Raw genomic sequence first — 17,966 nt, 5'->3', positions numbered from 1 at the left:
CGCGCGCCGCCCGCGGCGGCCGCTGCCTGTCGATATCAATGACGCAGTTTGTAGCCGGTCGCGAGCAGCCGCATCGCGACCACCGCGAGCAGCACGAAGAAACCGGTGACGATCGCAAGGCTCGCGAACGGGTTGATGTCGGACGCGCCGAAGAACCCGTAACGAAAGCCGTCGATCATGTAGAAAAACGGATTGAGACGCGAGATCTCGCGCCACACGGGCGGCAGCGAGTGCGTCGAATAGAACACGCCGGACAGGAACGTCAGCGGCATGATCAGGAAGTTCTGGAATGCGGCGAGCTGGTCGAATTTCTCGGCCCAGATCCCGGCGATCAGGCCAAGCGTGCCGAGGATCGCCGAGCCGAGCAACGCGAACGCGATGATGAACAGCGGCGCCGCGAAGTGCATCGGGATGAACCAGATCGTCACGACGAACACGCCCGTGCCGACCGCGAGCCCACGCACGACGGACGCGAGCACGTACGCGCCGAAGATGTCGCGGTACGACAGCGGCGGCAGCAGCATGAACACCAGGTTGCCGGTGATCTTCGACTGGATCAGCGACGACGAGCTGTTCGCGAACGCGTTCTGCAGCACGCTCATCATCACGAGGCCCGGCACGAGGAAGCTCACGTACTCGACGCCCGGATACACCTCGACGCGGCCCGACAGCGCGTGGCCGAAGATCGTCAGATACAGCAGCGCCGTGACGATCGGTGCGCACACCGTCTGGAACGACACCTTCCAGAAACGCAGCAGTTCCTTGTAGAACAGCGTTTGAAACCCGCTCATGCCAATCCCTCGATGACGTCTGCCCCGTTCATCACCTGGACGAACACATCCTCGAGGTCGGCCTTGCGAACCTCGATCTCGTCGAACGTGCAGCCCGCCGCGCGGCATTGCGCGAGGATGCGTTCGACATCGTCGTAGCTGGACAGGCGCAGCAGGTGCTCGCCCGGCGCGCGCGCGGCCGGATCGGTCTCCAGCCCGCGCAGCTCGGCCGGCAACGCGCCCGTCGCCAGGCGCAGGTAGAGCTGCAGCCCCGCGAAGCGGCGCAGCAGCGCGTCGGTGCGATCGAGCGCGACCACTTCGCCACGGCGCAGCATCGCGATGCGATCGCACAGAGACTCGGCTTCCTCGAGGTAATGGGTGGTCAGCACGATCGTGTGACCCTCGCGGTTCAGGCGCGAAATGAATTTCCACAGCGTCTGGCGCAGTTCGACGTCGACGCCGGCGGTCGGCTCGTCGAGCACGATCACGGGCGGCCGGTGCACGAGCGCCTGCGCGACGAGCACGCGGCGCTTCATCCCGCCCGACAGCGCGCGCATGTTCGCGTCGGCCTTCTCGGTGAGATCGAGATTGGCCATCACCTCGTCGATCCAGTCGTCGTTGCGACGCAGCCCGAAATAGCCGGACTGGATCCGCAGCGTCTCGCGGACGGTGAAGAACGGGTCGAAAACAAGCTCCTGCGGCACGACGCCGAGTGCGCGACGCGCACCACGGAAGTCCTTGACGACGTCGTGGCCGCGCACCGAGATACTGCCTTCGTCGGCCCGGGCGAGCCCGGCGAGGATACTGATGAGCGTGGTCTTGCCTGCGCCGTTGGGGCCGAGCAGACCGAAAAACTCGCCTTCCTCGACCGACAGGCTGACGCCCTTGAGCGCCTGAAGCGACTTGTAGCGCTTCTTGACGTGACGGATTTCTATGGCTGACATGACTGTGCGCGACGCAAGGGCCGCGACGCCTATTCTGTGCTTGCTGCGAAAGAAAATGGGGGCCGGACGCCGATTGACTGCCCCGCAAAACGCTTGATTATAGGGCAAACCGGCTGGTGAAGCCGACGCCGGAGGCGCGCGGCCTGAAGCTTGCGCGCGCCGGCTGGCGCGGCAGGCTCCGGTCGGACAGGGTCAATGTCGCCCGGTGCCTTCGATGAGCGCGTCGACGCCGTAGGCGCGCGCGAGGCTGGCGAGCTTCGGGGGGAGATTGAGGATATCGAGGGCTGCGCCGCGCGCTTTGGCGGCGCGTTGCCATGCGAGCAGCACGGCGAGCGCGGACGAGTCGAACTGCGTCAGCGCCGCGCAATCGACGGCGGTCGCACCCGCGCCGATGCGCGCAAGACCGTCCGCGAGCGCGGACTTCGCGCTCGCGACGGTCAGCGAGGAGCCTGCTTCGAAGCCGCTCACGACGCCTGCTTGCCCGCGGCAAGTTGCTGGTTGCGCTGCGTCAGGAACTGGATCAGGCCGTCCACGCCGCTTTGCTGGATCTTCTCGTTGAACTGCTGCTGGTACGTCTGGATCAGCCACGCGCCGAGCACGTTCAGGTCATACACCTTCCAGCCGTTCGCCGTCTTGTACAGGCGGTAATCGATCTGGACCGGCTGGCCGTTGTTCATCGCGACCGTCTTGACCACGACATCGGTATCGGCCGGGTCCGCGCGGAACGGCGGGTACTGGATCTGCTGGTCCGGCTTCAGCTGCGCGAGCGCACCCGAATACGTGCGGATCAGCAGCAGCTTGAACTGCTCCTGAACCTGTTGCTGCTGCTCGGCCGTCGCCGTGCGCCAGTTGCGGCCCATCGCGAGCTGCGTGGTGCGGCGGAAATCGGTGTACGGCAGGATGTCCTTGTTGACGATCGTGATGATGCGATTGGTGTCGCCTTGCTTGATCGTCTGCGCCTTGACTTCGTCGAGCACCTGCTGCGTCGCCGTCTTGATCAGTGCCTGCGGGTTCGACTGGTCGACTTGCGCGTGAGCTGCGCTGCCGAACGAGAACAGCGCCGCGAAAACGGGGATCAGGAACAGTTTTTTCATCATAGTGACCTGCATGGAATGAGTCGATGCGAAGGTTGGAGCCGGTAGCTTACGCGCAAGTTCGCGTGGGCTACCGACTGAATCGTTTCCGGCTGTAACGAATGTAAATCGTCAGTGCAGGCGGATGCTCGGGAAGCGGAATCCGCCCGGCGACGGCGGCGCCACCTGCATCGCCGGCACGTTCGTTTCGCTGGCCGGATTCGGCGATTCGGCCGTACCCGATGCCGGCGCAGCCACCGCCGCGCCCGAAGCACCGGCCGGCGCCGCTGCACCCGCCGTGCCGGCTGCCGCCGGCGCCGCGCCGTCGTCCGGCAGGTCGTACTTCGGCAGCGCATCGTTGCTCGACGTCGCGGCGGCTTCGCCGCGCGCGTTGCTGATCAGCATCTGGCGGCGCTGCAGGTACGCGTTGCGCACGAACGAGTACTTGTCGAGTGCCGCAGCATCCAGCACGTCGCCCGCGCCGAGCAGGTTCGAGCGCGTGTTGACGAGGTTCACGCCGAACAGCCCCCAGCTCACGCCGTCCGGCTTCACGTAGGTGAGCGGGTTGCCGACGTAGTCGACGCCGAGGCCGGCCGTGTCGCGCAGCGTGCTCGGGCCGAGCAGCGGCAGCACGAGATACGGGCCCGACGGCACGCCGTAGCGGCCCATCGTCACCCCGAAGTCGGCCGTGTGCTTCGGCAGCTTCGCGATCGTCGCGACGTCGAACAGGCCGCCGACGCCGAACACCGTGTTGATCACGACGCGCATGATGTCGCCGACACCGTCCGCGATCCGCAGCTGCACGATGTTGTTCGCCGCGACGTAGACATCGCCGATGTTCGAGAAGAAGTTCGTGACGCTGTCGCGCACCGGCTGCGGCACGACGTACTGGTAGCCCTTCGCGACCGGCTTCAGCGCATACGTGTCGACCGTGTCGTTGAACTTGTACATCGTCCGGTTGAAGCCTTCGAGCGGATCGCCCTTGGTCGGCGTCTGCACGGTCGCGCAGCCGCTCAACGCGGCGACTGCCGCCACTGCCAGCACGGCGTGCCTGATGCGGATCGTCTGCATGGTCATTACCCTCTTCTATTCTCTCGTGTGGTTATTGGGCTGCCGAGCCCGACACGGCGGACGCCGGCACCGCCACCGGTGCGGGCGCAGCCGACGCGCCGGCTGCCGGCTTCGCACCGCCCGCGTCGGCCGCCTTGCTGTACAGGAACTGGCCGATCAGGTTCTCGAGCACGATCGCGGATTGCGTCATCGTGATCGTATCGCCTGCCTTCAGCATTTCAGTGTCGCCGCCCGGCTCGAGGCCGATGTACTGCTCGCCGAGCAGGCCCGACGTCAGGATCTTCGCCGACGAATCTTTCGGGAACGGGTACTGGCCGTCGATATCGATCGTCACCAGCGCCTGGTAGGTATTCGTGTCGAAACCGACCGTCTTCACGCGGCCGACCACGACGCCCGCACTCTTCACCGCCGCGCGCGGCTTCAGCCCGCCGATATTGTCGAATTTCATCCGGACCGAGTAGGTCGGCTGAAACGACAGCGAGCTCATGTTGCCGACCTTCAGCGCCAGGAACAGCACCGCAAGGAAGCCCACCACCACGAACAGGCCGACCCAGAAGTCGAGAGCAGTCTTTTTCATCGTCATTCCAAAATTTGGCTTGGCTGAGGCTTAGCTGAACATCAGCGCGGTCAGCAGGAAATCGAGGCCGAGTACGGCGAGCGACGCGAACACGACCGTCTTGGTGGTCGCGCGCGACACGCCTTCGGGCGTGGGCTTCGCTTCATACCCCTGATACAGCGCAATGAAGGTCACGGCGAACCCGAACACGATGCTCTTCAGCACGCCGTTGCCGACGTCGGCCCAGACCTGGACCCCGCCCTGCATCTGCGACCAGAACGCGCCCGGATCGACGCCGATCAGCACGACGCCCACGAAGTAGCCGCCGAGCACGCCGACCGCGTTGAAGATTGCAGCCAGCAGCGGCATCGCGATGATGCCCGCCCACATGCGCGGCGCGATCACCGTCTTGATCGGGTCCACCGCCATCATCTCGAGCGCGGTGAGCTGCTCGCCGGCCTTCATCAGGCCGATCTCGGCCGTGAGCGACGTGCCCGCGCGGCCCGCGAACAGCAGCGCGGTGACGACCGGCCCGAGCTCGCGCACCAGCGACAGCGCGACCAGCAGGCCGAGCGCCTGCTCGGAACCATAGCGGTTCAGCGTGTAATACCCCTGCAGGCCGAGCACGAAGCCGACGAACAGCCCCGACACGGCAATGATCACGAACGAATAGTTGCCGAGGAAGTGGATCTGCTTCGTGACGAGCCGCGGCCGGCGCAGCAGCGGGAAAAATTCCAGCACGAGGCGCACGAACAGGCGCGTGCCGTAGCCCGCGCGTTCGAGACCGCCGATGACGTAACGTCCGATCGCGCTGATCATGCGCGCCCTCCGCCGAGCCCGAAATCCGCTGCGAGCGGCGGGCTCGTGTAATGAAATTTGAACGGGCCGTCCGGCGCGCCGTCGATGAACTGCCGCACGCTCGGATCGGTCGACGCGCGCAGCTCGTCGGGCGTACCCTGCGCGAGCACGCCGCCGTTGGCCAGAAAATACACGTAATCGGCGATCGCGAACGACTCCGGCACGTCGTGCGTGACGAGGATCGACGTCGCGCCGAGCGCCTGGTTCAGCGTGCGGATCAGGTTGGCGGTGATGCCGAGCGAGATCGGGTCGAGGCCGGCGAACGGCTCGTCGTACATGATGAGCTGCGGATCGAGCGCGATCGCGCGCGCGAGCGCGATGCGGCGCGCCATCCCGCCCGACACCTCGGACGGCATCAGGTCGCGGGCGCCGCGCAGCCCGACCGCGTTGAGCTTCATCAGCACCAGATCGCGGATCAGGTCTTCGGGCAGGTCGGTATGCTCGCGCAGCGCGAACGCGACGTTCTCGAACACCGACATGTCGGTGAACAACGCGCCGAACTGGAACAGCATGCCCATCTTGCGGCGCAGCGCGTACAGGCCGTCGCGCGTTTGCGCGCCGACATCGGCGCCGTCGAATAGCACCTGGCCGCGGCGCGCGCGCACGAGGCCGCCGATCAGGCGCAGCACGGTCGTCTTGCCGCAACCCGACCCGCCCATGACCGCGACGACCTGCCCGCGCCCGAAACGCAGGTTCAGGTTGGACAGGACGAGGCGGTCGCCGTAGCCAAAGTCGACGTCGCGAAGTTCCAGCAGTGTCTCGGTAGGAGTGGGGCTCACGGAGCTGACAGTCCTTTTACGCAGAACGCCGAATTATAGGGCCTGCATTGGAATGATGTCGTGACGCCGTTCCGGGCCCTGCGGTCAATGATTGTCAAATTGTCCGGGAAAACATTGCTGCAACGCAATAAGCGCAGTCCGATAGTCGGCTGCGCCCGTCACCGCACTGACCACCGCAACGCTGCCGACGCCCGTCGCCAGTACGTCCGGCAGCGCGTCGAGCCCCACGCCGCCGATCGCGACGAGCGGCGCCCGCGCGCGCGCGAAGCGCGCATAGCGGGCAATCCGCGCGAGGCCCTGTGGCGGCGCGGCGACAGCCTTGGTCGCGGTTGCATACACGGGGCCGAGCGCGAGGTAGCTCGGGCGCTCGTGCAGCGCCCGCAACATCTCGTAATAACCATGGCTCGAAAGTCCGAGCCGCAGGCCCGCGCGCGCGATCGCGGCCAGATCGGCCGTTTCGAGATCCTCCTGACCCAGATGAACGCCGTACGCACCCTCATCTGCGGCGATCTGCCAGTGATCGTTGATGAACACGCGTGCATCGGGATAACGCCGCCCTGCCGCGACCGCGCGTGCGATTTCCCGGCGCAACACGTCCGGCGTCGCGCCTTTCACGCGCAGCTGCACGGTTCGCGCGCCGCAATCGAGCACGCGTTCGACCCATTCGGCGTCCGGCACGACCGGATACAGGCCGAGTTGCGCGGGGCATGGCGGGAACGCCGGCTCGGGCGCGGCCGGCAACCCGGCGACGCGCGGAAACCTCGCGGCGTCGACCGGCCACGCGTCGGCGGCGCGTGTTTCGTCGCCGTCGCGCCATGCGAGCGCGAGCACCAGCGCGTCGATCGGCTCAAAACCGCAATCGAGGAACGCAGCGAGCGCCGCGATCCAGTCGTCCGCGAGCGGATGCGCGGCTTCGAGCGCGTAGCGCGCGCCCGCCGCATGCAGCACCGCGCCCTGCTCGTCGAATTCGATCGCGACCGCGTCCGGCGACGCAGGCCGCGACACGGCCGACGCCCGCGCTTGCGCGATGTGGTCTCCGGCCGACACGATCAGCACATCGCCAGCGGCCGGCGCGTCGGGCGCCGCCACGCAGAGCCGCCACGGCGCGGCGCCGCCCGGCCAGTCGCCGAGCCGCGCGCGAATCCGTTCGGCCGCTTCGGCCAGTTCGTCGGCCGGCGGCCAGAACGCTTCTGCGAAACGCGCGCTCATGCGCCGCCTCCGTCCTGGTGCCAGAACGGCATCCCGACGACCGGCGTGCTCGCATGCGCGGTCTCGCGCGCGTCCATCGGACCGGCGAGATACGCGGCACGGCCAGCCTCGACGCCCTGCGCAAAGGCACGCGCCATGATCTCGGGGTGCGTGGCTTGCGACACGGCCGTGTTCAGCAGCACGCCGTCGAAGCCCCACTCCATCACCTGGCACGCGTGCGACGGCACGCCGAGCCCCGCATCGACGATCAGCGGCACGTCGGGCAGCCGCTCGCGCAGCACGCGCAAGCCGTACGGGTTCACGACGCCCTTGCCGGTGCCGATCGGCGCCCCCCACGGCATCAGCGCCTCGCAGCCGACGTCGAGCAGGCGCCGGCCGATCACGAGATCCTCGGTGCAGTACGGCAGCACCTTGAAGCCGTCCTTCACCAGTTGCGCGGCGGCCTCGATCAACCCGACCGGGTCGGGCTGCAGCGTGTAGTCGTCGCCGATCAGTTCGAGCTTGATCCAGTCGGTGCCGAATACCTCGCGCGCCATGTGCGCGGTCGTCACGGCCTCGGCGACGGTCTGGCAGCCGGCCGTGTTCGGCAACAGCGGCACCGCGTGGCGCTTGAGCAGGTCGAAGAAGCCGGCTTCGGCCGTACCGCCCGTCATCTGGCGGCGCAGCGCGACCGTCACCATCCCGGGGCGCGACGCGGCGATCGAATCGGACAGCGACTGCAGCGACGGATAGCGCGATGTGCCGAGCAGCACGCGGCTTGCAAAGGTTTCGCCGTACAGCGTGAGCGCGTCGGCGGATGTGAGGGACGTCATGTCGTTTTCCTGGAAGAGCGGGGACGAACCGGCGGCGCTCAGCCGCCCGCGACGGGGTGCACGACGTCGAGCTTGTCGCCCGCCGCGAGCGCACGCGCCGCATGCTGCGTGCGCGCGACGAAGTTGCCGTTCAGCGCGACCGCGTACGGCGGACGCGCGCCGTACGCGGCGAGCGCGTCGGCCACGGTCGCGCCATCGGGCAGCGTCAGGGTCTGTTGATTGATCTGGATATCCATGAGGCTTCGTCGGATTCGGTCGGCGGCGCGCGTCAGGCCGGCTGGCGCGCGTCGTTGCGGTGATGAAGGAGCGTCGGCCAGCGCGCGGCGTCGCGCCACGCGGCGAACGCGTCGGCATCGCCGAACGCGCCGCCGAGCGCGGCTTGCGCGAACGTCGCCGCTGCGTGCGCGACTTCCGGCGCGATCATGAAGCCGTGCCGGTACAGGCCGTTGACGGCGAGCGTCGACGCGCCGTCCCAGATCACCGCCGGGCGATGATCGGGCAGCGTCGGCCGGCAGTGCGCATTGAGTTCGAGAATGCGCGCCTCGCCGAACGCCGGATGCACGGAGAACGCCGCGCTCAGCAGTTCCAGCGCGGAGCGCACGCTGACGGGCGACATGTCCTCGCCCTCCACTTCGGTCGCGCCGATCACATAGAGATCGTCCTGCTTCGGCGCGATATACAGCGGGTAGCGCGGATGCAACAGCCGCACGGGCCGCGTGAGCCCGATGCCAGGCGCATGCACGCGCGCGACTTCGCCGCGGATGCCGCGCAACGCGGGCAGCGCGGGTTTCGCGCCGAGCCCGCGGCAATCGATCGTGAAGTGGGCATCCGGCAGGTTCGCATCGTCGATCGTCACGTGCCAGTGCAGGTCGACGCCGCGTTCGGCGAGGCCCGCCGCGAGCGCGTGCAGCGCCTGACGATTGTCGAGCTGGCCTTCGCGCGGCAGCAGCAGGCCGCGTGCGAAGCGGCCCGCGAGCGCGGGCTCAGCCGCGTCGACCTGCGCGCCGGCGAGCGTGACGAAACCGCCGTCGAACAGTCCGGCCGGTGCGTTCGCGCGCACGCGCCGCTCGAACAGCGGCGCCTCCGCGCGGTCCGCGTGATGCCACACGACGAGCGTGCCGTGATGCTGGAAGAAAACGGGTTCGGGCAGCTCTGCGAGCCACTGCGGCCAGCGCGCGAGCGACGCGGCGCCAAGCTCGGTGATCAGCAGCTCGGCGCTCGCCGCTTCCGCGAGCGGCGCGAGCATCGCGGCCGCGATCCACGCGGCCGACTGCTCGCCGTCCGGGCCGCCGCGCTCGTAGAGCGCGACGCGATGCCCGTCGCCCGCGAGCCGCCACGCGATCAGGCGGCCGACGAGGCCGCCGCCGAGCACCGCGAAATCGGGCCGGGAATCCTGGGCGTTCATCGCGCACCCTCCCCGCGAACCGCACGCGCGACGAATGTCGACGCGCGCGCGCCGCCCCGTGCAAAAGCACGCGGCATCGGGCCGGGAATCATGCAAAAGACTGAAGATTGTGCGGTCATCATTCCTTCCGTAACGCGCAATGCGCGTACCCAAAAGGACGAAACCGGCAGCAAAGGCCGGCCGGGCGGGACTCGGGCGCTGACCATGTGGGATGGCGGCCAGCGCGGCCCGGCGGGATCAGAAACTTCCCTCGCCGGTATTACCCGGATCGGGTGCGAAGGGTCTTTCTCAGCCTCGCCGCGCCGTGCGGAACATCCCGCCGGTTGCCTGCAAAGCACCCCTGTTTCGTCGTCGGCCATTAGACCATAAAAGCGGAAAGCGCCGCAAACTGTCCCCCGTGCGGCAAATTCGCCGTCGTGCCGTGCCGCTCTGGCACAATGCCCGCAGGCCGGCCCGCGCGAGCGGCCGGTTGCCGCGTCACCGCCGGCCTTTAAGTGCCGTTTAAGACGCGCGGGCGACCATCCGGACGCCCGCCGTCAGTCGGCGCTTCGTTCCGGCTTGCCGTATCGCGGCGCGCGCCCGGTTTCGCCCGGCCCGCGCGCCGGCTACTCATCAGGAAGCACATGACCCAATCGATCGATCCCGTCCGCTCCGCCTCCGACGCGCCGCAGGACGAGCGCCCGGTATCCGCATGGAGCCTCATCAAGCCCTACTGGGTATCGTCCGAATGGAAAATCGCGTGGGGACTGCTCGTCACGATCATCGCGATCAACCTCTGCGTCGTCTGGATCAACGTCCGGCTGAACAAGTGGAACGCCGAGTTCTACAACGCGCTGCAGTCGAAGGACGTTCACGACTTCCCGCACCTGCTGATGCAGTTCTCCGCGCTGGCGTTCGCGTTCATCATCCTCGCCGTGTACGGCCGCTACCTGCGGCAGATGCTCGGCTTCCGCTGGCGCCAGTGGCTCACCGACCGTTTTCTCGGCCAGTGGCTCGGCGATCGCGCGTTCTACCGGATCGAACGCGACCGCCTCGCCGACAACCCCGACCAGCGGATCACCGATGACCTCCAGTCGTTCGCGACGACCACGCTCGCGCTGTCGCTCGACCTGCTGTCGACGGTCGTCACGCTCGTGTCGTTCATCACGATCCTGTGGTCGCTCGCCGGCGCGCTGACGGTCTCGCTCGGCGCGACGCCGATCACGATTCCCGGCTACATGGTGTGGGCGGCCGCGCTGTACGCGGTGGTCGGCTCGCTGATCATCCAGAAGGTCGGCCATCCGCTCGTCTCGATCAACTACCAGCAGCAGCGCGTCGAGGCCGATTTCCGCTTCGGGCTGATCCGCGTGCGCGAGAACGCCGAGCAGATCGCGTTCTACGACGGCGAGAAAACCGAGACCGGCAACGCGCAAAACCTCTTCATGCGCATCCGCGACAACTGGTGGCGCGTGATGAAGTACACGAAGCGGCTCACGTTCGTGCTGAGCTTCTACGGGCAGATCGCGATCATCTTCCCGCTCGTCGTCGCCGCGCCGCGCTATTTCGCGGGCGCCTTCTCGTTCGGCGTGCTGATGCAGATCTCGTCCGCGTTCGGCACCGTCAGCGATTCGTTCTCGTGGTTCATCAACAGCTACTCGACCCTCGTCGAATGGCGCGCGACCGTCAACCGTCTGCGCGAATTCAAGCGCGTGATGGGCACGTCGCACCTGAAGGAAAGCCTGTCGCCCGCAACCGAGCACGGCGGCATCAACCTGCACTACACCGACGGCGCGAAGCTGTCGACGTCGTCGCTCAAGCTCGCGCTGCCGAACGGCAACGCGCTCGCGAACATCGGCAACGTCACGATCGAGCCCGGCTCGCGCTGGCTCGTGATCGGCAAGTCGGGTTCCGGCAAGAGCACGTTCATGCGCGCGCTCGCGGGCCTGTGGCCGTTCGGCGACGGCGCGATCGACGCGCCGGTCGGCGCGCGGATGATGTTCGTGCCGCAGACGAGCTACCTGCCGATCGGCACGCTGAAGGCCGCGCTCACCTATCCGTCGACGCCCGACGCGTTCAGCGACGATGCCTGCCGCGACGCGCTGCGCGCCTGCCGCCTCGAAGACTACGCCGCGCGCCTCGACGAGACCGCGCACTGGACGCGCGTGCTGTCGCCGGGCGAACAGCAGCGCCTTGCCGGCGCACGCGTGCTGCTGCACAAGCCCGACTTCCTGTTCCTCGACGAAGCGACAAGCGCGCTCGACGCCGACAACGAAGCACGGCTCTACCACCTGTTCGCCGAACGGCTGCCGAAGGCCGCGATCGTCAGCATCGCGCACCGCGAGTCGCTGGCCGCGTTCCACGTCGGCACGATCAACGTCGAGCGCGTGAACAACAGCGACAAGGTCGCCGCGTGAACGCACGCGCCGCGCAGATCGGGCGCATCGCGCTGATCACCGGCGCAGGCTCGGGGATCGGCGCGGCGCTCGCGCGGCGGCTCGCGGCGCCCGGCATCGCGCTCGCGCTGCACGCGCGCGGCGCGGACGATGCGGCGCGGGCCCGGCTCGGCGAAGTCGCGCGCGCGTGCACGGCGGCCGGCGCGGAATGCATCACGCTCACCGGCGATCTCGCCGAACCGGGCGTTGCCGCCGCGCTCGTCGACGCAACCGCGACGCGCTTCGGCGGCCTCGATCATCTCGTCGCGAACGCCGGCTTCGCCGCGCGGCAAGCCTTTTCCGACCTTTCCGCGGATGCGCTCGCGTCCGCCTTCGCGGCGATGCCGGGCGCGTTCTCCGCGCTCGCGGGCCGCGCGCGGCCGCTGCTCGACGCATCGGCCGCACCGAGGATCGTCGCGGTCAGTTCGTTCGTCGCACACCGCTACCGCGCCGACGCGCCGTTCGCAGCCACCGCCGCCGCGAAGGCCGCGCTCGAATCGCTGGTGCGCACCGCAGCCGTCGAATTCGCCGCGCGCGGCATCACCGTCAACGCGGTCGCGCCCGGCTTCACGCGCAAGGATCAGGGGCCGAGCGCCGGCAACGCCGCCGCATGGGCGCAGGCCGAACAGGCGACGCCGCTCGGCCGGATCGCCGAACCCGACGACGTCGCCGCCTTGATTGAGTTCCTGCTGTCGGATGCCGCACGGCACATCACCGGGCAGGTGATCCACGTCGACGGCGGCCTGACGCTCTGAATCGAGCGCCCACGCGCCGTGCCGGCGCGCGGACCGCCGCCGGCACCGGCGTTTGCGCGACGCTCAAGCGCAATCGGCAATCGCGTCTTCCCCCAAAACACCCGCCGTTTCGCGCTGCCCCCGCCACCGTCACAGCCCTCGCTGGCCGCCGCGCCATCACGCTCACGCCCACCTAGTCTTTTTGGCGCCTCGCTCCCCGCCCGTAAAATAAGCACCACGCGGCAGCGCGACACGAGACAAGAGGGGGCGGCAAGCATGCAGGCATTCCAGTGGTTCACCGAATTGTCGACACGCGAGCGCAGGACGCTGTACGCCGGCTTCGGCGGCTATGCGGTCGATGCGTTCGACTTCATGATCTATTCGTTCCTGATTCCGACGCTGATCGCCACCTGGGGCATGACGAAGAGCGAAGCCGGGATGATCGCGACGAGTTCGCTGATCTCGTCGGCGATCGGCGGCTGGGCCGCCGGCATCCTCGCCGACCGTTACGGCCGCGTGCGCGTGCTGCAGTGGACGATCGCGACGTTCGCGCTGTTCACGTGCCTGTCCGGTTTCACGCATTCGTTCTGGCAGCTCCTCGCGACGCGCACGCTGCAGGGTTTCGGTTTCGGCGGCGAATGGTCGGTCGTCACGATCATGATGGCCGAGACGATCCGCTCGCCCGAGCATCGGGCGAAAGCGGTCGGCACCGTGCAGAGCAGCTGGTCGTTCGGCTGGGCCGCGGCCGCGATTCTCTACTGGGCGTTCTTCGCGCTGCTGCCCGAGCAAGTCGCGTGGCGCGCATGCTTCTGGATCGGCATCGCGCCCGCGCTGTGGATCCTCTACATCCGCCGCAACGTCAGCGATCCCGACATCTACACGGCCACGCGCCGCGCGCGCGACGAAGGCCGCGTGTCGGGCCACTTCCTCGAGATCTTCGCGCCGCAGCACCTGCGCGCGACGCTGTTCGGCAGCACGCTCTGCACCGGGATGCTCGGCGGCTACTACGCGATCACGACGTGGCTGCCCACCTACCTGAAAACCGTCCGCCACCTGTCGGTGTTCAACACGAGCGGCTATCTCGTCGTGCTGATCGTCGGCTCGTTCGTCGGCTACGTGGTCGGCGCGATCCTGTCCGACCGGCTCGGCCGCCGCGCGTCGTTCATCCTGTTCGCGATCGGCTCGTTCTCGCTCGGCATGGCCTACACGATGCTGCCGATCACCGATACCGCGATGCTGCTGCTCGGCTTCCCGCTCGGCATCGTCGTGCAGGGGATCTTCGCGGGCATCGGCGCCTACCTGTCGGAGCTGTATCCGGGCGCGATCCGCGGCTCGGGCCAGGGCTTCTGCTACAACCTCGGGCGCGGGCTCGGGTCGTTCTTCCCGATCCTCGTCGGCTCGCTGTCGCAGTCGATGTCGCTCGTGAAAGCGATCGGCCTCGTCGCGGGCGGCGGTTACCTGCTCGTGATCGTCGCCGCGCTCGTGCTGCCGGAAACGCGCGGCAAGTCGCTCGTCGACGATCCGGCCATCGCGTCCTGAGCCCCCTCTTCGTTCCGGAATCGGCATGCACGTGATCGTTCTCGGCGCCGGCGTGATCGGCGTCGCCACCGCCTGGCACCTGCGCGAAGCGGGCTGCGACGTCACCGTGATCGAACGCGAGGCCGACGTCGCGCAGGCGACGAGCCTCGGCAACGCGGGCGTGATCGCGCCCGGCTACGTGACGCCATGGGCCGCGCCCGGCATGCCCGGCAAGATTCTCAAATACCTGTTCAAGCCCGCATCGCCGCTGATCTTCCGGCCGACGCTCGATGCCGCGCAGTGGCGCTGGATCGCGCGCTGGCTGCGCGAATGCGAGTTCGAGCGGTTCCGCGTGAACAAGCAGCGGATGCAGCGCATCGCGTATTACAGCCGCGCATGCCTGCATGCGTTTCGCGAGCGTCATCCGTTCGAGTACGGCGCGAGCCGCGGCTACCTGCAACTGCTGCGCGGCGCATTCGACGTCGAGATGGTGCAGCCCGCGCTGAAGGTGCTGCGCGATGCCGGCATCGCGTTTCGCGAACTCGACGCGGCCGGCTGCACGGCGATCGAGCCGGGCCTGCGCTGGGCGCGGCAGGCACCGGTCGGCGGCATCTACCTGCCCGACGACGAAGCCGGCGATTGCGCGCGCTTCACGCGCGAGCTGCGGGCGCTGTGTGAAGCGAACGGCGTGACGTTCCGCTTTCGCACCGAGATTCGCGCGCTCGATGTCGCGGGTGGCAAGGTGCGCGGCGTGCGGATCGCCCCCGTCGAAGCAGGCTCGGCCGCGCGGCGCGACACCCCGCTCGCCGCCGACGCGATCGTCGTCGCGCTCGGCGTCGACAGCGCCGGCCTGCTGAGGCCGCACGGGATCGACGTGCCGCTGTATCCGGTGAAGGGGTACTCGGCGACGCTCGCGGTCGTCGACGACGAAAAAGCCCCGCGCGCCGCACTGATGGACGAATCGCTGAAGACGGCGATCACGCGCTTCGGCCCGACGCTGCGCGTCGCGGGCACGGCCGAACTCGGCAACCGGCACGCGGTGCTGCGGCAGCAGGCGCTCGATACGCTGATGAAGGTGCTCGACGACTGGTTCCCGCACGCGGCCGATCGTACTTCGGCGCGCTTCTGGGTCGGCCGCCGGCCGATGACGCCCGACGGGCCGCCGCTGCTGGGCGCGAGCGGAATCGACGGGCTCTGGCTCAACGTCGGCCACGGCTCGACCGGCTGGGCGATGTCGATGGGTTCGGGAAAGGTGCTGGCGGATCTCGTCACGGGACGCGAGCCGGAAATCGATCTGTCGGGCCTGACGCTCGCGCGTTATGGGCGGTAGCGCTGCGGGCCGGGCGTCGGGAGACGTCGGCGATGCCAGGCGCCAAGGGAGATATCCAGCGTGATGCCGACGACGGCAGGCCTTCGCAACGCATCGTGGGAACCTCTCCCTCGCGTCTGCAGACCTGACGTCGGGCGATGTCATCGACGCAATGCGCCGGCGGTTATATCCGGCGTAATGCCAATGACGGCGGGCCTTCGCAACGCGTCGCGGGAACCGCTCACCTTGTCTGCAGGCCGGACGCCAGGCACCAAAAGTTATATCCAGCGTGATGCCGACGACGGCAGGCCTTCGCAACGCATCACGGAAACCGCTCACCGCATCGCGTGGCCGTCCGCCTGCGCGATCGGCGCCGACACGATCGGCCGATGCGACACGCCTTCGTGCGACAGCCGGCTTTCGAACAGCGTCAGCGCTTCGACACGCAGCACGACCGGCCGCCCGGGCGCGCCGCCATGCGCGGGCTGCCCGACCGCATCGTGCGGCAGCCGCGCGAGCGTCACGTGCGGCCGGAACGGCCGCCGGTCGGCCGGCACGCCGAGTTCGCGCAACAGCACCGTCAGCCCCGCATTCAGCGCCACGCAAGCAGGATCGGCCTCGAGCTCCGCGACGATCAGCCGTGCGCGCGGCAGGCTCGGCCACCACGCGATCCGCTCGACCGGCAGCAACGGCAACGCATGCGCGGCGGCGAGTTCAGGCAGGTGCGCGGCGAGCGCGTCGCACCGTTCCCGTTCGATCGCGCCGATGAACGCGAGCGTCATGTGCAGTTGCGCGGGCAGCGTGCGCCGCGCGCCGCGGGTGACCGGCAACGCGTGCAGCGCGTCGCGCGAGGCCGCATCGGGCATCAGCGCGACGAACGCACGGAGCCGGTCGCCGTTCATGACTCGCGCACCGTCGCGCGCACCTCGTTCACCGTGCCGGCCGAAACCGGACGCTGCGGCAGCGGGCCGTGCTCGCCCCACACATCGGCCGGCAGCACGCGCGCGAGTTCGGGAATCGTATTGCGCGTGAACACCGGATCGGTGACGCCCGCCGCGCGCTGGCGACGATAGTCGGCCCACGCGGCGTGCGCGTACTTGCCGAGCGCGAGGATCGCGATCAGGTTGATGATCGCCATCAGCCCCATGCTCGTATCGGCCATCGCCCACACGAGCGGCAGTTGCCCGACGCTGCCGAACATCACCATGCCGAGCACCGCGACACGGAACAGCGGCAGCACACCGCGCCGCTTCGTGATGAATTCGACGTTGCCTTCCGCATACGCGTAGTTGCCGATCACCGACGAGAACGCGAGGAAGAAGATCGCGACGGCCATGTAGATGCCGCCCCAGTCGCCGACGTGGCTCGAGATCGCGCGCTGCGTGAGCGCCGCGCCTTCCATGCCGGTGCCGAGTTCGTACTGGCCCGACAGCAGGATCACGAACGCGGTCGCGCTGCAGATCACGATCGTGTCGACGAACACGCCGAGCATCTGGATCAGCCCCTGCGTGACCGGGTGACGCGTGCTGGCAGTTACGGCCGCGTTCGGCGCGCTGCCCATCCCCGCCTCGTTCGAGAACAGCCCGCGCTTCACACCGATCGCGATCGCCTGGCTGACCGCATAACCCGTCAGGCCGCCCGCAGCCTGCTCGAGGCCGAACGCGCTCTTCACGATCAGCGCGATCACGCCCGGCACCAGCGCGATATGCGTCGCGACCGCGTACACCGCGAGCGCGAGGTAGCCGATCGCCATCAGCGGCACGATCACCTGCGCGACCGTCGCGATGCGGCGGATGCCACCGAAGATGATCGGTGCGCTCAGCAGCACGAGGCCAAGGCCGACCGTCTCGCGGCTCCAGCCGAACGACGTATGGAATGCGTCGGCGATCGCGTTAGCCTGCACCGCGTTGAACACGAAGCCGAACGCGAGGATCAGTGACAACGAGAACAGCACGCCGAAGCCGCGCGAACGCAGGCCGGTCTGGATGTAGTACGCGGGGCCGCCGCGATAGCTGCCGTCCGGGTGCGACACCTTGAAGATCTGCGCGAGCGTCGCCTCGACGAACGCAGACGACATGCCGACAAGCGCGGTCATCCACATCCAGAAGATCGCGCCCGGCCCGCCGACCGTCAGCGCGACCGCGACACCCGCGATGTTGCCGGTGCCGACGCGGCTCGCGAGCCCGGTCGCGAACGCCTGGAACGACGAAATGCTGCCCGGCTCGCCCTTGCTGCCGACCAGCTTCATGCTGAGGAACAGCGCCTTCAGCTGGATCATCCGGAACCGCAGCGTGAACCACGCACCGGCGCCGAGCAGCAGCGCGATCAGCACGTAGTTCCACAACACGCCGTTGACGGCGTCGATCAGCCCATGCACGAGTGCTTCCATCCGGTTTCCTTGTAAATAGGGTCAGTCATATGCGGCGGCTACGCGGTCGCAGCCCGAGGGGCGACATGATATGACAGTTTGCAAGAAAAATTACAAAACGAAAGGAAACGAGATGACGAAAAATCAGC

18 protein-coding genes and 1 riboswitch are annotated in these 17,966 nt (G+C 68.2%); of the genes, 4 read left to right on the top strand and 14 right to left on the bottom strand.

Annotated elements, in window-relative coordinates:
- Positions 1–35: 35 nt before the first annotated feature.
- From BBJ41_RS11835 to BBJ41_RS11780, 12 genes are all read right to left on the bottom strand, one after another.
- Entirely contained in the window at positions 36–791 is a 756-nt protein-coding gene (locus tag BBJ41_RS11835; protein ID WP_069746554.1) for an ABC transporter permease, read from the bottom strand.
- Complete coding sequence (locus BBJ41_RS11830; protein ID WP_069746553.1) at positions 788–1,714, bottom strand: ABC transporter ATP-binding protein; 927 nt, start codon at positions 1,712–1,714, stop codon at positions 788–790. Before BBJ41_RS11830 ends, BBJ41_RS11835 begins: the two co-directional genes overlap by 4 nt.
- A gap of 192 nt (positions 1,715–1,906) precedes the next feature.
- Positions 1,907–2,182, bottom strand: coding sequence for an STAS domain-containing protein (locus BBJ41_RS11825; RefSeq protein WP_069746552.1), 276 nt, complete (start codon positions 2,180–2,182; stop codon positions 1,907–1,909).
- Positions 2,179–2,808 carry an MlaC/ttg2D family ABC transporter substrate-binding protein gene (locus BBJ41_RS11820; RefSeq protein ID WP_069747671.1) on the bottom strand — a complete coding sequence of 210 codons (630 nt, stop codon included), beginning with the start codon at positions 2,806–2,808 and terminating at the stop codon, positions 2,179–2,181. The genes BBJ41_RS11825 and BBJ41_RS11820 overlap by 4 nt, the downstream gene beginning before the upstream one ends.
- A 111-nt stretch (positions 2,809–2,919) precedes the next feature.
- Entirely contained in the window at positions 2,920–3,858 is a 939-nt protein-coding gene (locus tag BBJ41_RS11815) for an MlaA family lipoprotein (protein WP_069747670.1), read from the bottom strand.
- Positions 3,859–3,889: 31 nt separating this feature from the next.
- Positions 3,890–4,441 (bottom strand): outer membrane lipid asymmetry maintenance protein MlaD, encoded by a 552-nt coding sequence (gene mlaD / locus BBJ41_RS11810; RefSeq protein ID WP_069746551.1) that lies wholly within the window; start codon positions 4,439–4,441, stop codon positions 3,890–3,892.
- 24 nt (positions 4,442–4,465) lie between these two features.
- Positions 4,466–5,233 (bottom strand): lipid asymmetry maintenance ABC transporter permease subunit MlaE, encoded by a 768-nt coding sequence (gene mlaE / locus BBJ41_RS11805; protein WP_069746550.1) that lies wholly within the window; start codon positions 5,231–5,233, stop codon positions 4,466–4,468.
- Positions 5,230–6,051, bottom strand: a complete 822-nt coding sequence (locus tag BBJ41_RS11800) for an ABC transporter ATP-binding protein (RefSeq protein ID WP_006477138.1) — start codon at positions 6,049–6,051, stop codon at positions 5,230–5,232. The genes mlaE and BBJ41_RS11800 overlap by 4 nt, the downstream gene beginning before the upstream one ends.
- 84 nt (positions 6,052–6,135) lie before the next feature.
- The gene (gene thiE / locus BBJ41_RS11795; RefSeq protein ID WP_069746549.1) at positions 6,136–7,260 is read right to left on the bottom strand and encodes a thiamine phosphate synthase; all 1,125 of its coding nucleotides are present in this window, start codon (positions 7,258–7,260) and stop codon (positions 6,136–6,138) included.
- Positions 7,257–8,072, bottom strand: a complete 816-nt coding sequence (locus BBJ41_RS11790) for a thiazole synthase (RefSeq protein ID WP_034183640.1) — start codon at positions 8,070–8,072, stop codon at positions 7,257–7,259. Before BBJ41_RS11790 ends, thiE begins: the two co-directional genes overlap by 4 nt.
- A 38-nt stretch (positions 8,073–8,110) precedes the next feature.
- Entirely contained in the window at positions 8,111–8,308 is a 198-nt protein-coding gene (gene thiS / locus BBJ41_RS11785) for a sulfur carrier protein ThiS (RefSeq protein WP_027783340.1), read from the bottom strand.
- Positions 8,309–8,340: 32 nt separating this feature from the next.
- Positions 8,341–9,477 (bottom strand): FAD-dependent oxidoreductase, encoded by a 1,137-nt coding sequence (locus BBJ41_RS11780; RefSeq protein WP_069746548.1) that lies wholly within the window; start codon positions 9,475–9,477, stop codon positions 8,341–8,343.
- A 228-nt stretch (positions 9,478–9,705) separates the two neighbouring features.
- Positions 9,706–9,829: riboswitch (TPP riboswitch) on the bottom strand.
- Between the two features lie 271 nt (positions 9,830–10,100).
- Here BBJ41_RS11780 and BBJ41_RS11775 point away from each other — a divergent pair.
- The 4 genes from BBJ41_RS11775 to BBJ41_RS11760 all read left to right on the top strand — a co-directional run bounded on the left by BBJ41_RS11775 (position 10,101) and on the right by BBJ41_RS11760 (position 15,470).
- A complete protein-coding gene (locus tag BBJ41_RS11775; RefSeq protein WP_069746547.1) occupies positions 10,101–11,870 on the top strand; it encodes an ABC transporter ATP-binding protein/permease in 1,770 nt (589 codons plus the stop codon).
- Complete coding sequence (locus BBJ41_RS11770) at positions 11,867–12,643, top strand: SDR family NAD(P)-dependent oxidoreductase (RefSeq protein WP_069746546.1); 777 nt, start codon at positions 11,867–11,869, stop codon at positions 12,641–12,643. Before BBJ41_RS11775 ends, BBJ41_RS11770 begins: the two co-directional genes overlap by 4 nt.
- A 255-nt stretch (positions 12,644–12,898) precedes the next feature.
- Complete coding sequence (locus BBJ41_RS11765) at positions 12,899–14,161, top strand: MFS transporter (protein WP_069746545.1); 1,263 nt, start codon at positions 12,899–12,901, stop codon at positions 14,159–14,161.
- Between the two features lie 25 nt (positions 14,162–14,186).
- The gene (locus BBJ41_RS11760) at positions 14,187–15,470 is read left to right on the top strand and encodes a D-amino acid dehydrogenase (protein WP_069746544.1); all 1,284 of its coding nucleotides are present in this window, start codon (positions 14,187–14,189) and stop codon (positions 15,468–15,470) included.
- A gap of 314 nt (positions 15,471–15,784) precedes the next feature.
- Here BBJ41_RS11760 and thpR read toward each other — a convergent pair whose 3' ends face one another.
- Both thpR and BBJ41_RS11750 read right to left on the bottom strand, forming a co-directional pair.
- A complete protein-coding gene (thpR, locus tag BBJ41_RS11755; protein ID WP_069746543.1) occupies positions 15,785–16,351 on the bottom strand; it encodes an RNA 2',3'-cyclic phosphodiesterase in 567 nt (188 codons plus the stop codon).
- Positions 16,348–17,838 (bottom strand): alanine/glycine:cation symporter family protein, encoded by a 1,491-nt coding sequence (locus tag BBJ41_RS11750; RefSeq protein ID WP_069746542.1) that lies wholly within the window; start codon positions 17,836–17,838, stop codon positions 16,348–16,350. The genes thpR and BBJ41_RS11750 overlap by 4 nt, the downstream gene beginning before the upstream one ends.
- Positions 17,839–17,966 lie beyond the last annotated feature (128 nt).

The sequence above is a fragment of the Burkholderia stabilis genome (assembly GCF_001742165.1).
GTDB classification, from domain to species: Bacteria; Pseudomonadota; Gammaproteobacteria; order Burkholderiales; family Burkholderiaceae; genus Burkholderia; species Burkholderia stabilis.
Note: the sequence above shows the minus strand (reverse complement) of the source record. Positions and strands in the feature narration are given on the sequence as shown.